16 protein-coding genes and 3 tRNA genes are annotated in these 13,858 nt (G+C 47.8%); 6 read left to right on the forward strand and 13 right to left on the reverse strand.

Annotated elements, in window-relative coordinates; genetic code table 11:
* Window positions 1-246 (forward strand): hypothetical protein (locus BM265_RS01175; protein WP_074959662.1); only part of this gene is annotated, 246 nt, incomplete at its 5' end.
* A 239-nt stretch (window positions 247-485) separates the two neighbouring features.
* Here BM265_RS01175 and BM265_RS01180 read toward each other — a convergent pair.
* The 10 genes from BM265_RS01180 to BM265_RS01225 form a co-directional block, all read right to left on the reverse strand.
* Window positions 486-674 carry an alpha/beta-type small acid-soluble spore protein gene (locus tag BM265_RS01180; protein ID WP_074959663.1) on the reverse strand — a complete coding sequence of 63 codons (189 nt, stop codon included), beginning with the start codon at window positions 672-674 and terminating at the stop codon, window positions 486-488.
* A 189-nt stretch (window positions 675-863) separates the two neighbouring features.
* Window positions 864-948 (reverse strand) — tRNA-Tyr (locus BM265_RS01185).
* A gap of 37 nt (window positions 949-985) precedes the next feature.
* Window positions 986-1,061: transfer RNA gene (locus BM265_RS01190), tRNA-Thr, on the reverse strand.
* Window positions 1,062-1,196: 135 nt separating this feature from the next.
* Window positions 1,197-1,270, reverse strand: a tRNA-Pro gene (locus BM265_RS01195).
* A 102-nt stretch (window positions 1,271-1,372) separates the two neighbouring features.
* Window positions 1,373-2,011: a CatB-related O-acetyltransferase gene (locus BM265_RS01200; RefSeq protein WP_074959664.1), complete on the reverse strand. Its 639-nt coding sequence runs from the start codon at window positions 2,009-2,011 to the stop codon at window positions 1,373-1,375.
* Window positions 2,012-2,031: 20 nt separating this feature from the next.
* Window positions 2,032-2,706 carry a tRNA (adenine(22)-N(1))-methyltransferase gene (locus tag BM265_RS01205; RefSeq protein ID WP_074959665.1) on the reverse strand — a complete coding sequence of 225 codons (675 nt, stop codon included), beginning with the start codon at window positions 2,704-2,706 and terminating at the stop codon, window positions 2,032-2,034.
* The gene (locus BM265_RS01210) at window positions 2,699-3,238 is read right to left on the reverse strand and encodes a shikimate kinase (RefSeq protein WP_074959666.1); all 540 of its coding nucleotides are present in this window, start codon (window positions 3,236-3,238) and stop codon (window positions 2,699-2,701) included. Before BM265_RS01210 ends, BM265_RS01205 begins: the two co-directional genes overlap by 8 nt.
* A 47-nt stretch (window positions 3,239-3,285) precedes the next feature.
* Complete coding sequence (locus tag BM265_RS01215; protein WP_074959667.1) at window positions 3,286-4,116, reverse strand: RluA family pseudouridine synthase; 831 nt, start codon at window positions 4,114-4,116, stop codon at window positions 3,286-3,288.
* Window positions 4,098-5,030: a hypothetical protein gene (locus BM265_RS01220; protein ID WP_074959668.1), complete on the reverse strand. Its 933-nt coding sequence runs from the start codon at window positions 5,028-5,030 to the stop codon at window positions 4,098-4,100. The genes BM265_RS01215 and BM265_RS01220 overlap by 19 nt, the downstream gene beginning before the upstream one ends.
* Window positions 5,011-5,673 carry a histidine phosphatase family protein gene (locus BM265_RS01225; protein ID WP_074959669.1) on the reverse strand — a complete coding sequence of 221 codons (663 nt, stop codon included), beginning with the start codon at window positions 5,671-5,673 and terminating at the stop codon, window positions 5,011-5,013. Before BM265_RS01225 ends, BM265_RS01220 begins: the two co-directional genes overlap by 20 nt.
* Window positions 5,674-5,876: 203 nt before the next feature.
* Between BM265_RS01225 and BM265_RS01230 the strand changes: the two genes are divergently transcribed.
* From BM265_RS01230 to BM265_RS01240, 3 genes are all read left to right on the forward strand, one after another.
* Entirely contained in the window at window positions 5,877-6,512 is a 636-nt protein-coding gene (locus tag BM265_RS01230) for a helix-turn-helix domain-containing protein (protein ID WP_074959670.1), read from the forward strand.
* A gap of 92 nt (window positions 6,513-6,604) precedes the next feature.
* On the forward strand, window positions 6,605-7,906 hold the full coding sequence (locus BM265_RS01235) for a 4Fe-4S dicluster domain-containing protein (protein ID WP_074959671.1): 1,302 nt from the start codon (window positions 6,605-6,607) through the stop codon (window positions 7,904-7,906).
* The gene (locus BM265_RS01240) at window positions 7,903-8,832 is read left to right on the forward strand and encodes an RnfABCDGE type electron transport complex subunit D (RefSeq protein WP_074959672.1); all 930 of its coding nucleotides are present in this window, start codon (window positions 7,903-7,905) and stop codon (window positions 8,830-8,832) included. The genes BM265_RS01235 and BM265_RS01240 overlap by 4 nt, the downstream gene beginning before the upstream one ends.
* A 117-nt stretch (window positions 8,833-8,949) precedes the next feature.
* On the opposite strand, the gene BM265_RS01245 is transcribed toward BM265_RS01240, so the two are convergent.
* From BM265_RS01245 to BM265_RS01255, 3 genes are all read right to left on the reverse strand, one after another.
* The gene (locus BM265_RS01245) at window positions 8,950-9,852 is read right to left on the reverse strand and encodes an alpha/beta hydrolase (RefSeq protein WP_074959673.1); all 903 of its coding nucleotides are present in this window, start codon (window positions 9,850-9,852) and stop codon (window positions 8,950-8,952) included.
* 133 nt (window positions 9,853-9,985) lie between these two features.
* Complete coding sequence (locus BM265_RS01250) at window positions 9,986-10,165, reverse strand: hypothetical protein (RefSeq protein ID WP_143098646.1); 180 nt, start codon at window positions 10,163-10,165, stop codon at window positions 9,986-9,988.
* A 36-nt stretch (window positions 10,166-10,201) separates the two neighbouring features.
* A complete protein-coding gene (locus tag BM265_RS01255; protein WP_074959675.1) occupies window positions 10,202-11,617 on the reverse strand; it encodes a dockerin type I repeat-containing protein in 1,416 nt (471 codons plus the stop codon).
* A gap of 442 nt (window positions 11,618-12,059) precedes the next feature.
* On the opposite strand from BM265_RS01255, the gene BM265_RS01260 reads away from it, so the two are divergent.
* Window positions 12,060-13,064, forward strand: a complete 1,005-nt coding sequence (locus BM265_RS01260) for an aldose 1-epimerase (RefSeq protein WP_074959676.1) — start codon at window positions 12,060-12,062, stop codon at window positions 13,062-13,064.
* Window positions 13,037-13,840, forward strand: a complete 804-nt coding sequence (locus tag BM265_RS01265; RefSeq protein WP_074959677.1) for a hypothetical protein — start codon at window positions 13,037-13,039, stop codon at window positions 13,838-13,840. Before BM265_RS01260 ends, BM265_RS01265 begins: the two co-directional genes overlap by 28 nt.
* The last annotated feature ends 18 nt before the right edge of the window (window positions 13,841-13,858 follow it).

Genomic DNA, 13,858 nt, shown 5'->3' on the forward strand with positions numbered 1-13,858 from the left:
CTCGAGATAAGTGAGACCTCGATTCATACATTTCAAGGTCACAGGAATGAATTCACGATAAAGCATGAACCCAGTCTTGCCTGCACAAAATGCAATAACATGTTTCAGGCTGAGCCGTATCAGTCTGAAAAGACTAATGCATTCCTGCATTTTCTGATGTCGATCAAGCTGAAGAAAGCTGAGATCGAGTACAAAGACATGATCAGGTATGTAGATAAAAATCTCAAATTCAATGGTGATGATTAAATTTGACCCTGCAGGGATGTTGATTCCTTGCAGGGTCGGATATTTTATTGGGTGCGGGATATTTGACGGTTACGCATTTTCAATAAGGCGATCAAATTTAGCCGGATTCTGCTTCAGATCAAGCTACTGTCTGCCCGATTTTTTTTGCTGGCGTTTCTGAAGAAAGATAAAAAAATCAGCCGTGCAGGTCGTGATGACTTGCGCGGCTTTATGTATCCGCCCGCTTGGGGCGGGGTAGATCAGTTCCTGCTGCCTGTCTTGTAGGCATCGATCATCTTCTTGACCATCTGACCACCAACGGAACCTGCTTCTCTGGAAGTCAGATCGCCGTTGTAGCCCTGCTTGAGGTTTACACCTACCTCGTTAGCTGCCTCCATCTTGAACTTGTTGAGAGTTTCTCTACCCTGCTGAGTTGTTACACCTTTCATTTTGTTTCTCCTTTTGTTTTATTCGGGCTTGCGATAATATTGTACACCGATACAGCCGTGATATTACAGGGAATTTTTGGCGTGATAAATTTTATATTTTTCGTCCGAAAAAAATAAAGACCTGTCAGAAAACTGACAGGTCTTTGAATGCAAAAGAAAAACGTCTTACAGTTTCCTGTAAGACGTTTCTGGTGGGAGAAGATGGATTCGAACCATCGAAGCTAGAAGCAACAGATTTACAGTCTGCCCCCTTTGGCCGCTCGGGAATTCTCCCATTTATTCACCCGGAATATTTCCCGAATGAATATAACTGGAGCTGGTGGACGGACTTGAACCCCCGACCTGCTGATTACAAATCAGCTGCTCTACCAACTGAGCTACACCAGCTAATCATCATTAGCGGTATTCCGTGGCGTCGTCTCTCTCCTGACGACTTAATTATTATATCACAACTTCCGCTCGATGTCAATAGGGTTTTTTAATGTTTTCAAATTATTCACAATTGACTTTAAGTTGTGAAAATCGAGACGACAGGATTCGAACCTGCGGCATCTTGCTCCCAAAGCAAGCACTCTACCAAACTGAGTTACGTCTCGTCCTGCGCTGTATTTCGTGCAGCTTTAATATTATATCACTCTGTGGTGCGATTGTCAAGAGGGAAATCGAAAATTTTCAGCCTTTTTAAAATTCGGTAATGATTATAGTATTTCTTTGAGTGTTTTCCTGACTTTTTCAATATCGCCTGAGGTCAGCAGGGGGATAAGACTGTTGATCTCCTCGATGCTTTTATCCCACCACCTGAAAGCCAGCAGCAAGCTGATAAGCTCATCATCGAAACGCTTGCGGAGAACCTTTGCGGGGTCGCCTGCTACGATGGTATAGGGGTCAACATCACTGCCTACGACACTGTTGGCGCCGATGATAGCTCCGTCGCCTATGTGTACCCCGGGGAGAATCACAGCGTTCTGACCTATCCATACATCGTTGCCTATGACGGTATCGCCTTTCAGGGGCAGGTCTTCGGTGGCGGGAGGTGCCATATCCCAGCCTGCGAGGGTATAGAAGGGAAACGTGGATACCGAATTCATCTGATGATTCGCACCGTTCATGACGAATTCCACACCTGAGGCTATCTGGCAGAATTTACCTATGATAAGTTTGTCTCCAAGCCATTCGTAATGGTGGGTGACATGGCTTTCAAAATCGCTGTCGGCGATGTAGGAAAAATCTCCGACGATGATATTTTTTGAAGTGACCGCGGGCTTTATGTAGATCTCTTTATCATACCCTTTTATCGGGTGCAGTACGTTGGGGTCGGGGATAATTCCGTTTTTCATGCGACCGCTCCTTTTGGTATTTATTCGCATTCCTCTCGTATTGTTTTGGAAAGCGCTTGCATCTCGCCGGCAGTATCGTCGTCTCCCGAAGCCTGTTTGCCTTTGGCGCAGGCTTCAAGGCGCACGGCCTGTCTTTGAAGATATTCTCTGCCGTCATCATCGTCAGCTTTTACTCTTCCACAGAAAAGATATCTCAGGTCGCAGGGATAGTCGGGCGTTTTGCCTGTGTACACCGCCTGCATGACGGAGTATACGAAACGTCCGCTTATACAGGGGTTTTCGGCTGTTACCTCAAATCCGTTTGAATAAAGCCATTGGCGGAGAGTATCCCACTTTGTCATGGGCTGGAGAACTAAATTTATGGCGGGTTCGGCAGATGTCAGCCACCGGCAGTCTTCCAGTATGCGGACGATAAGCTCGCCCCCCATGCCCGCGATGACTATATCTGTAAGCCCATCATTCGGGACTTTTTCAAGCCCGCAGGAAAGTATGGGTGTGACTTTGCTTTCAAGACCGTTTTCGGCGATATGTGCCGCGGCGCTTTCAAGGGGCTTCTCAGCCACGTCACAGGCATAGGCTTTATCGCAGAGACCCTCAGCCGCCATATAGCAGGGGAGATATCCGTGGTCGGTGCCGATATCGGCGATAACACGCCCTTTGCACAGCGAAACACAGGTCAGCAGACGTTTATCCATCATCTTCCTCCTGAGTCAGCGCTTTGCCGTTTATGAATTTATTGTACATACGCTCTATCTTCACTGCGATGACGAGCGGGGGATATCCGCCTGATACGGTGAAGTGGGAATGAGCCTGATATTTCGGCTTTCTGTCGTCGAAACGCGCTTTCAGCTGTTCGCGGGTGGAACTTGCGGCAATGGGGCGGTGAGGGTCGTCCTTGATGCGGTCGTAGCAGACATCAAAATCTGTGTCGATAAATACAGCCATTCCCGAGTTTTTAGCAGTCTCGCCGTTTTTTTCAGACAAAAGCGCGCCGCCGCCTGTTGCCACAACTCCGCCGATATCGCCGAAAGCCGCCAATGCTTCAGTTTCTTTTTCTCTGAAATATGGTTCGCCTTTCTGCTCGAATATCTCTGGGATAGTCATGCCCTCCTGCTCTTCGATATAGTCGTCAAGATCGATACACTGGCATTTCAGCCGTTTTGCAAGTATCTTTCCGACAGTGCTTTTACCGCAGCCCATAAAGCCGCACAAAAATATAGGTTTCATTATATGACCTCCCGAGGAATATATTTGATCAATGGGTGCCGCCGATATCAGAGCCTTCTGCCTGATCTTACGGTGACTTTTTCGCCGCTTTCGGGCGAAACGAAGCTTATCTCACTGCACATAAGTGCCTGTCCTTTTCTTTCCGAACAATCGCCGCCGTACATCTCATCGCCTATCAGCGGCAGACCTATATGCGCCATATGCACCCGTATCTGGTGGGTGCGTCCTGTTTCAAGCAGGAATTTGCACAGCATGGAGTTTTCACGCCTTTCGATGACCTGCCAGCAGGTGGCGGAATATTTGCCGTCCTCCCTGACGCAGCGCAGTATCACGGATTCGCGCTCTCTTGCGATAGGTGCGCATACCCTTCCGCCGCTGAGTTTCGTAGGCGGTATCAACCCGCAGTAGACCTTGCTTATACTTCCTGCCAGTGCATTGGCGGCATAGCGTGTCTTAGCCACGCAGACACAGCCTGCAGTATCGCGATCAAGACGGTTAACGGTGCGGAATGTCAGCCCTTTGCAGCGGTGGGCGAAAAAATTTGCCAGTGTATCGCCGCGGTGATTTATGGATTCGTGTACGGGCATATTCGCAGGTTTGTCAAAAACTATAACGTCCCCGTCTTCATAAAGCACGGGGACTTCAAGCTGGGGATTAGGGTCGGGGACAGTCTGGGCAGGTTCGGTGACTGTTATCTTCTGCCCTGCGGCTGCGCTGACTGTCACTCTCACCTTTTCGCCGTCAAGACATATGCCCTGTGAGTTTTTCAGCCTTGTAAGCAGTCGGCGGGAAAAACCCCTGCCACGCAGGATATCCTTTACCGTCGCGCCGTTTTCCTCCTGCGTGACGGTAAGTGTTCTTACATATATTTCTTCCATCTTTTTATCATACCCGGCAGCTTATCCTGATTCCTTTCCCCGAGAAGCTCACGGATGAACATGGAATAGCTGACTTTAAAATAGGGATATATCGCAAGATACGGATACACCAGCAGCATGGCGGGCACGAACTTTACGAAATGCGCTATGAAGGAAATATAACGTCCGTGTTTGCCGTCCATCAGTCTTACAGAAAGGTCACAGGCATCGTAGACGTTTGAACGGGGGTTCAGTGCCATGATAAATGGCGTAAGCGCCAGGGATATATAATAACGTACCGCCAGGAACAGCCACACCGCCGTCATGCTTAGGGATGCCATCAGCGAAAGCAGTGCACCTGAGGTCAGTTCGCTGAGCCTTATGACCTGCACCCAGTAGTGGGCGCTGTATGCCGTGATGAACGCGGGTGTTATGGCGATGATCTTTAACATCAGCTGTATGAAAGATGCATAGAAAGAGTTGCTGTAATACTTAACGGAATGTGCCGCGACATATTTCCTTGTTTCGGTGATATCGCTGTCCATGGCTATATCAAGGTACAGCCTTCTTACCAGGCAGAAAAATGGCGATACCAGCGTGAATTCAAACATGGTCTTGCTTATCCAGAACAGCCAGGTGGTACCTCTGAATTCAAGAAGCTCTCTGATGCTGTAAAGCCAGGTATATCCCACGCTGCGCAGCAGAAGATAAAGCGTAGCTTCGCAGAGGACCACCAGTGCGACTATGGAGAACTGGTATATCATCAGCGATATGCTGTCGCCGCTGCGCTTTGCTATCCTGCGGGCGGCACAGTGCCTTATCTCGGCGTTCGACAGGGGAGCGCCCTCATCGGCGGGTAAAACGGGAACATCTGCGATATCGTTTTCGATATCCATTACATTTGCAGTATCCAAATTATTCGCCTTCCTCTTCATCGTAGAAACTTCCGTAGTTTTCGTCGGGGTCGCGGTCGGGATATCTTCCCAGTACCTCAAATGCCTCCGACCTCTGCCACATGGAAGCGGTAACAAGCACTTCAAAGCCCTCGCCGAAATCACAGGCATAATCCATGGGACGACGCTTGGGCACTCCGAAACAGCTGAGCATATTCATTATTATGCCGCCGTGGGTGACTACTGCCGCGGAGGTCAGACCCTCGTACATCATATCGGAAATGATGATCTTTATAGCTTCATAGCAGCGGTTCACCATCTCTCTTGCGGATTCTCCACCCGGAGGAGGATTGTCAAGTCCGCCCTTGATATACTGTTTATATTCTGGAGTATCCATAAGCTCCTCGGCTTTTTTGTTTTCAAACTTGCCGAAATCCATCTCGCGAAGTTCGGGAAGTTCAACGGTATAGCAGTTGGGATAAATTATACCCGCGGTCTGCTTGCAGCGCTTTAAGGGTGATATATATACTTTCTGCGGATTGGGATAATCCAGCTTTTCAAGCTTGTCAAAAAGTTCCTGCGCACCCGCACTGCTCAGCGGCAGGTCGGTGGTGCCGATATATCTGCCGTCCTCGTTGGCTTCGGTGATGCCATGACGTATAAATGCTATCCTGTAACCCTTCATGGAAATTCTCCTTAAATAAATCTTTAATTTCACTTTACAAATAGTGAAAATTGTTGTATAATGGAATTGCGGTCGGTTCGTGTATTTTACTATACTGACCGTTGTCACACTATTTGTCTTGATATACCAAACGCTGCGGCAGACAGATACTGTCTGTTTTCCCGATAGCGCTGGGTATTAAATTCTCGGGAGTAGGTTTTGGTATGAAAGCAGACAAAACTCAGCAGTATCTTCAGCAGGTCGGTGAAAGGCTCAGAGGAGCACGTCTGCTGATGGGTATAACGCAAAAGCAGGCTGCGGAAGCAACGGGTATGTCGCAGTCGTTTTTGTCCTTGGTCGAACGCGGACGGAAAAGCGTCTGCACGGCGCAGATAATATCACTTATAAGGTACTACAAGGTGCCATACGAGATGATATTCGGCAGCGAGGAGAATGACTATAATCTAAGTGATTTTCCAAAGGGCTGCAGCGCTGATATCTCATTTGAGCTGCTGAGTATGCTGGTCGGAAACGGAAACAGCGACAGGCTGCTGACGGGGACCAACAATTGTCTGAAACTTGTGATATATATGATCTTCAGGACGATATACCGCGAAAACCCTAAAAACAGTGACAAGCTGTTCTCTATGGACTTTGATGATGCACTTCAGCGGGCTAATCGCGTGCTTTCAGCCGCGCCCGACAACATCTCGTCCTTTATACAGAAGAGCCGCGATGTCAAGGTCAACGGTTTCGAGATACCGACCGAAAAGAATCCAGAGCTAAGGGCATTCATCGCAGAATGCGAATTCATGCTCAGGAATGCAAAGGATTCAAGTCCGATAAAAGCACCGGACTAGATACACAGACATTATATCATATTATTTGGCAAAAGTAAAGACAAAGTGAGACAGTTCGGACAAATTTCTTCCACGGGTTAAGGAGTGATAATTTGAAAATCAGAGGTATTTTTCTCGACAGGGAAAAGAACACCGACAGAAGCCTTACGATAGCGCTGCCGACTCCCGAAAGGGTAATGGTGCCGCTTCCGATTGGCTGTAAGGCATCGGTAAAGGCGGGGCAGTGGGTGCTCCGCGGAAACAGCATATGTGACGGCGAAACGCCTGTTCATGCGTCTGTTTCGGGTAAAGTCGAGGAGATCAGAACGATCGGAAGCCCTGACGGCAGCTATGAGGCTGTGGTCATCAAGGCGGACGAAACACAGAAAGACGCGGCGATAAGGATGCCGCGTGCAGAGGACAGAGAGAGCTTCATAGCGGCTGTAAAGGCTTCGGGCAGCCCTGCGGGCGACAAGCTCGAAAAGGCAAAGGACGCTGATGTGCTGATAATCAACGGCATCGAGAGCGAGCAGTATCTTACGGCTGAAAACAGGTGTATGCTTGATGACGGCGAACTGATAACTGCGGGCATAGCGCTTATCGAAAGGTTTATGAGCATCAGTACGAGCGTAGCTGTCACGGAAAAGCTTAACGGCATCGAAAAAGTATATATCGCAGTTGCTTCAGACTGCACAGAAGCTTTCGCGGCAATGGAAAAGGTGGCGGCAAAGGCGCCGAATACCACAACAGTCAAACTCAGGGGCGATCATCCCGGCGGATCGGATCTGATGCTTGTAAACAATGTTGCGGGACGCACTATCAAGCCAACGGAAACAGCGGCGGATAAAAATGTTCTGGTGCTGCTGCCGTCTGAGGTGGCATTCATAGCTTCGTACTTTGAAACGGGTATGCCCTTTGTGGAGAGAAGGGTGACGGTCGACGGTGACCTGGTAAAGACTCCCTGCATAATGAAAGCACCTATCGGCACTCCGCTTTCGGCTCTGCTTGCTTATGCTGACGCTAATACCAAGCCTGCAGAAAAGCTGATAATCGGCGGTATGATGACAGGAAGATCGGTGACTGATCTTGAACTGCCCCTTGGTGCTGAAGACAGCGCAGTGCTGATATTCATGAAGCCCATCGAGGCGGGCAAGGGTTCGCTGAAGGTCTCCGATAAAGCCACAAACTGCATAAAATGTGGCAGATGTGCACAGGCTTGTCCTGTTAAGCTGATGCCCATGAGAATAGAAAAAGCTCTTAAAAAGAAGAGCAAGGCGGCACTTGAAAGACTGCGCCCCGATCTGTGCGTTGGCTGCGGCTCGTGTACCTACGTATGTCCTGCAAAGCGCGAGCTGAGCGAAGTTGTGCGACAGGCTGCGGAGGGATTCGGCAGCAAGGGAGGTGAACAGTCATGACGGATTTCAGACCTGAGGTGGCGGAGTTCAAACATTTTTCTGCGCCTTATATCAAAGATGATGCTTCGGTATCTAAGATAATGACACATATGCTGGTAGGGCTTATGCCTTCGCTGGTGCTTTCTGGGATACTCTTCGGCGGAAGGGCGCTGATGCTGACGGGTTTCTGTATACTTACATCGTTGCTGTGGGAATGGCTGTTCTGCTTTGTGACGAAAAAGAAGAGCTCTACTGACGATCTTTCTGCGGCGGTGACGGGCATGATATTCGCTTTCATGCTTCCGTCGAACTTCCCGTTCTGGTGTGCAGTTGTCGGTACGCTTATGGCGATAGTTGTGTTCAAACAGCTTTTCGGCGGACTAGGCAGGAATATTTTCAATCCGGCTGTGGCGTCGAGACTTGTATGCTGGTTCCTGTTCCGTTCAGACTTCAGTAAATATCTTGAACCAGATGTAATTTCTGCAGATGTCGAAACTTTCGGCGAGGTATCTCTGCTGTCGGGTGTAGATGCTTACGGTGATATGTTCCTCGGCAGAGTTTGCGGAGGACTTGGTGAGGTATCTGTAATAGCACTGCTGACAGGCGCTTTCTACCTGCTTTCAACAAGAGTAATATCTCTTTATGAACCTATCGCTTTTCTGGGAACAGTATTCTGTTTCTCGGCGGCTGCAGGCAAGGACGGTGTATATCAGATACTTGCGGGCGGAACGGTGCTTGCGGCGTTCTTCCTTTGCAGTGACAGCGTGACTACTCCGACCACTACACTTGGCAAGATAATATTCGGTATACTTGCGGGCGGTCTGACCTGTGTGTTCAGGTTCTTTGCTCATATGCCGCAGGAGGGTATGCTGATAGCTATACTTATCTGCAATGTGCTGACGATAGTCATCGACAGGGTGACAGAGACCAGACCCGATAAACAATAAATAAAAATTTTACCGACCTGCATGAAGCGGGTCGGTATTTTTATACACTCAGGTCGTGTCGGATTCCGCCGAAGTTTTCAACATAAGACAGGATCATTTGTTGAAAAAAACGGCGTCTTACAAACTGCCAAGGAAATCCTTAACATACGTCTTGTAGCTTTCGGCATCTGTGAGAATAGATATCGCGTGTCCTGCCCCTGTTATGAAGTGTACCTCGCTTCTGCCCTTGGTGCGTGCCGCCATATCCTCGGAGTTTTTCGGCAGTATAAAGCTGTCTTCAGCGCCGTGAATAAAGAGTATGGGAACTTCATTATCATCGAGAGAGTCTATGGGGCGCATACTTTTCAGCGCATAGCCGTACCTTATACGCGCTCCGATATCGGCAAGGTCAACGAGGAAAACAGGCACATGATATTTCTTATACGCCCCGCGCAGTACGTTGTCGATATCTGAAAAACCGCAGTCGGCAACGGCAAAATCAACCTCGGGGTGATATTTCATGGAAGTGACTGTGGAAGCCGCGCCCAGAGATTCGCCGTGGAGACCCAGCTGAGATATATCGCTGTACCGCGAGCGGGTATCCTTTACAAGTTCGTAAATATCCTCGCCCTCGCGTATGCCGTAGGTGGTGAATGTGGGTTCGTTCTCGCCGTGTCCTCGCAGGTCGTAGATGATGCAGTTGTATCCCAGCTCAAGGTACATGGGTACGTATTTGAGCGACCCCATGCGGTTGTCGGTGTAGCCGTGGGACAGCAGAATATACTTGTCCGTCGGGGTGGGATTTTTCAGGAACTGTACGTGAAGTTCGTAGCCGTCAAAGCTTTCAACGGTATAATTCGTTTTTTCAAGGTTTTCGTAGAATGAGGTGTCATAATGTTCGGACTGCCACTGCATAGCCTCGTCGAGTGTCTGTCTTTTGCCTGTCATAACGAATGATGCCAGCCAGAGCATCAGTGCGAATGTCAGCAGAGGTACTGTGGCGGCTATGATTATCAGCAGTTTTCGGAGCTTCTTGTTCATGTGTACCGACCTCCTTTATATCTATTATCTTATCACAGCGGCGCGGCTGTGTCAACGTACCGCAGAAAAAAGGCACACAGAGAGTATCTCCGCGTGCCGATGTTTATGCTTTTTGAACTTTTGCCTTTGCGGTTCACAGGTGGAGTACCGTGACCGCTGTGAATATCAGCAGTACTGCGGCGATAATGAGTATGATGCCTGTCCTTTGCAGACGCTTTGTGCGTTCTGCCCTATCCTGTTTTATCTTTTCAAGCTGAGTTGCTGCGTGTTCTTCTGCCTGTTTCATAAGGTCATTCTTATCGCTGCTGCTCATTATCATCACCCCGTTCCTGTGGTTTTGTTCACATGATTATACGAGTAACTTTTTCCCTTTTACGTGTGCGGCTATCAGCGTGATATCGGAAATATTTACAGAACCGCTCCTGTTGACATCCGCTCTTTCTAACTTTTCGGAAGTGAGCAACTTTTTGCCCTTTACGTGTGCGGCTGTCAGTGTGATATCAGTGATATTTATAAAGCCGTCGCCGTTGACATCGCCTAGCTTGTAAGCGGATTTTTTTGCCTTTCCTATCTTGACGAAAGCTGCCGGTTCAGAGGCGCTGTCATAGATCGTATAAGTTCCCAAAAGTGAAGGAGTAGGCTCGGTGACCATGCTGTCAGTAAGGTTGAATCCGCCTTCTCTGAAGAGGAGCGCAATTTTATTGCCTGTCGCTGTTATGTCCGAGTTGATAAATTCTATCGTGCCTGTGAGTGAGCCTATCGCCACATTGCCGGCAGCGGAGACCTTAGCGTTGTCAAATGTGAGTTTGCAGTTTTCGTTGCATATGCAGATCTCAATGTTTGAGCCTATGGTCAGTGAGCCATCACCTGTTATGACGGTGTCACCGTAAAGGACGACGTATCCCTGTAACTCGATATCGTTGACGAGATCTATGGTGAGATCGGGTACCATACTGTATATCAGTTCCTCGTCGGGTTCGTGTTCAATGTTTCCTGATATGCCGAGAACCCTGTGATCCGGGTCGTAGTAAAATTTTCCGTTTCCCAGGATATCATCACAGTTATCGGCTGTTACCAGTGTGCTGTCTATCCACAGATCGTAGGAGGGGATTATCCTGATGTCCTTGGCGTAGGACATATCTTTGTTGAATATTCCGCCTCCGCCGTATACTACATCGTCAGGTTTTGTTATGACGCATTTGAATAGTGATACGAAATCGAAGCCCTGCACTCCTGATTCTGTGCCGTGGACAGTGAGGAAAGAATTGTTCACGTAAATATCTTTTGTATCAGTTCCATAGCCGATTATGGGGTAAATGCCACTGACGTCCACATTGGCATTTTCGATGGTCAGGGATGTTTCGTTATGTACAGCTATGGTATACGGCGAATCGTAGTTTTCAAGGGATAGTTTGCCTGCTCCGGTTATCGTTGTATCGGCATTAAAGTTGAATGTTCCTTTTAAATTTGAATCTCCGATAACGTTTACGGTAAGTCCGTCTATCTCGCTTTCTATTATCTGTGTGTTCTTTTCGCCGTAATCACCATTTATGGTCAGTGTTTGCGTGCTTGGTTCATACCTGAATACGCCGTTTTCGAGTATGTCTTTACAGTTTGCCGAATTGACCTGAACATTATCTATTTTAAGATCATAGAATCCTACGGCACCAGCTTTCAGTACCCATGCGGGAAGTCCCGAAAATGCGGTGGATGACAGCATTACAGCTGTTGAAAAAGATACTATCCGCTTCTTTAAAATACTCATATCAGACACTCCTTTCTGGATCGTTCAAAAATTTACTATATCGTTTACTTTGATTTTTTCAATGTCTGTTCTGCGAAAAAATTTGTTTGCAAATATTTTAACATATTTTTGAATAAATGTCAATAATATTTGTGCGTTTTGTTTTTGTCTGCAAAAAGCTGGCAGAGAAAATGGTTTCAAAAATATTTCAATTGGAAATATATGGCAAAATTATTAGTGAATATGGTATAAAATTAAATTATTTCTGCTTAACGAACTAATGTTTTCGTAAACGTTTAAGTTTCGTTGTAAAGTTGTTCAAAACAGGGGGGGTGAAATTATTAAAATGTGCAAAAATAATTAAAAGCACTTGAATAATCATACCAAGTGTGATATAATGATTGCTATATGAGGTTACAAGAGGGTAAATGCGCCCTCTTACGCAAAGTGAGGAGAGTAAGAAGTGAATAAGATCGACTTGAATTATACGTTCAAGGGCAAAGACTGCGTAAAGATGCAGTCGGGGAAATACACCGCTGTTATCGCCCCTTCAGTGGGTTCTTCGGTGTTGAGATTCAGAGATGACGAAAACGATTTGGAAATATTTAAATTCCGTAAATTCATACCAATGAAAACGATTGAGGAACAGCGCGAGATATGGGGTCTGCCCACGCTTTATCTGCCTAACCGCTTCGATAAAGGCGTTCTCAAGACTTCCGATGCAGTTTACGAACTGCCGATAAATGAACCACTGTTTGATAATTTCATCCACGGCTGGGTACATAAGCGCGAACATGAGATAGAATGCTATACCGAAGAAAACGGCAAATGCGTTCTGATAACCTCCTACGTTTTCGATAAGAATGACGAGATGTATCAGTACTTCCCGCTGGATTTCAAGATATCCTACACATTCACCCTCTCTCCCGAAGGGCTGAGACAGGATATATATCTGACTTCAAATGCTGATAAGGCTCTGCCTGTTTCGATATGCACTCACACCTGTATAAATGCTCCGCTGAAAGACGGCGGAGATGAGGCTGATCTGAGACTCTGTGTTCCTGTGGGCGAAAAATGCGAGCTGAACAGGAGATGTCTGCCTACCGAGAAGCTGCTGTCTCTGGCAGACTGGGACAAGGAGTACAAGAACGGCGAGAAAGTGCCCGTAGGTCAGCCCCTGGACAACGATATGTACACAGCTGTGATGAACAGCTACAAAAACAAGCCTTTCAACGGCGTCATCGTAAAGGATACCAAGAGCGGTCATACTCTGCTAAACGAAGTATCCAAGGAATTCAGGTTCTGGAATATGTGGAACGACAACGGCGACAAGGGTTATTTCTGCCCCGAGCCCATGACTGCCATGATAAACTCCGCTAACCTTTCCCTCAGCGATGACATCACAGGTTACTGTGAGCTGAAAAAGGGCGAGACCTTTAAATGCTGGCAGAGGTTCTATACCGAGTAAAAAAACTTTTTACGGCAGCAGCTGCGGCAGTTTTTGCACTGTCGGCATCAGGATGTGAGTGGGACGATGCGGAGATACCCGAAACGGGATCCGCGGCAGATAAACTGACCACGGATGATGAGATAGTCACGGAGGAGGAAAGTCTCACGGAAGTGGGATCGCAGACCACCGAAAAGGACGGCGCAATAACTATCGCGAAAGCTGTTTTTGAAAAATGGCTGGAAGTCCTTGCGGAGGGTGACAACGATACCGCCGATGAGATGATGACCGAAGACCTTAAAGGGGTCGCTCCGAGGTCAAGGCTGTTCAATGAATACTTTCCGGGCAAAGCGCGTACAGAATACTTTGCGCCTGCGGGAGTATCCGAGGACGACGGCGTGACAACAGTAACACTCAGGGTAACGGTATACCCCGAAGACCTGCCATTCGGCAAGGTAAGTGCGGAGGTATCGGTACTGATAACGGCAGATGACAGCGGTAAGATAGACGAAGTTCGTGAGATAGGCACAGATGCCTCTGACGAAAAAACGCTTTACCGCAATGCCTATATCGCTTACAATGCGGCTGCAGAGGTCTTTGATGAGATCGACCCTGTAACCGCCGCAGGTATGCACCATATGGGTGAAGGCTCTGACCTGACGGCAGCTGTCTGGAAAGAAATGCGTCCTGAGGGTGCTGAAAGTTTCAGCATAGCAGTTCGGGACAATAAATTAATGTATGTATGCTGGGGCTGCGGGGCTTATTCGCAGAGATACCCGAAGCCGAAGCAGGAATGATATCATAGGATCTGTCCC

It is taken from the genome of Hominimerdicola alba (assembly GCF_900112155.1).
In the GTDB taxonomy this organism is placed as follows: Bacteria; Bacillota; Clostridia; order Oscillospirales; family Ruminococcaceae; genus Hominimerdicola; species Hominimerdicola alba_D.

Coding starts and splice junctions, on each gene's coding strand:
- BM265_RS01180 (WP_074959663.1), bottom strand. CDS start 674: ATGAAAGGTGTAACAACTCAGCAGGGTAGAGAAACTCTCAACAAGTTC.
- BM265_RS01200 (WP_074959664.1), bottom strand. CDS start 2,011: ATGAAAAACGGAATTATCCCCGACCCCAACGTACTGCACCCGATAAAA.
- BM265_RS01205 (WP_074959665.1), bottom strand. CDS start 2,706: ATGGATAAACGTCTGCTGACCTGTGTTTCGCTGTGCAAAGGGCGTGTT.
- BM265_RS01210 (WP_074959666.1), bottom strand. CDS start 3,238: ATGAAACCTATATTTTTGTGCGGCTTTATGGGCTGCGGTAAAAGCACT.
- BM265_RS01215 (WP_074959667.1), bottom strand. CDS start 4,116: ATGGAAGAAATATATGTAAGAACACTTACCGTCACGCAGGAGGAAAAC.
- BM265_RS01220 (WP_074959668.1), bottom strand. CDS start 5,030: ATGAAGAGGAAGGCGAATAATTTGGATACTGCAAATGTAATGGATATC.
- BM265_RS01225 (WP_074959669.1), bottom strand. CDS start 5,673: ATGAAGGGTTACAGGATAGCATTTATACGTCATGGCATCACCGAAGCC.
- BM265_RS01230 (WP_074959670.1), top strand. CDS start 5,877: ATGAAAGCAGACAAAACTCAGCAGTATCTTCAGCAGGTCGGTGAAAGG.
- BM265_RS01240 (WP_074959672.1), top strand. CDS start 7,903: ATGACGGATTTCAGACCTGAGGTGGCGGAGTTCAAACATTTTTCTGCG.
- BM265_RS01245 (WP_074959673.1), bottom strand. CDS start 9,852: ATGAACAAGAAGCTCCGAAAACTGCTGATAATCATAGCCGCCACAGTA.
- BM265_RS01250 (WP_143098646.1), bottom strand. CDS start 10,165: ATGAGCAGCAGCGATAAGAATGACCTTATGAAACAGGCAGAAGAACAC.
- BM265_RS01255 (WP_074959675.1), bottom strand. CDS start 11,617: ATGAGTATTTTAAAGAAGCGGATAGTATCTTTTTCAACAGCTGTAATG.
- BM265_RS01265 (WP_074959677.1), top strand. CDS start 13,037: ATGCTGGCAGAGGTTCTATACCGAGTAAAAAAACTTTTTACGGCAGCA.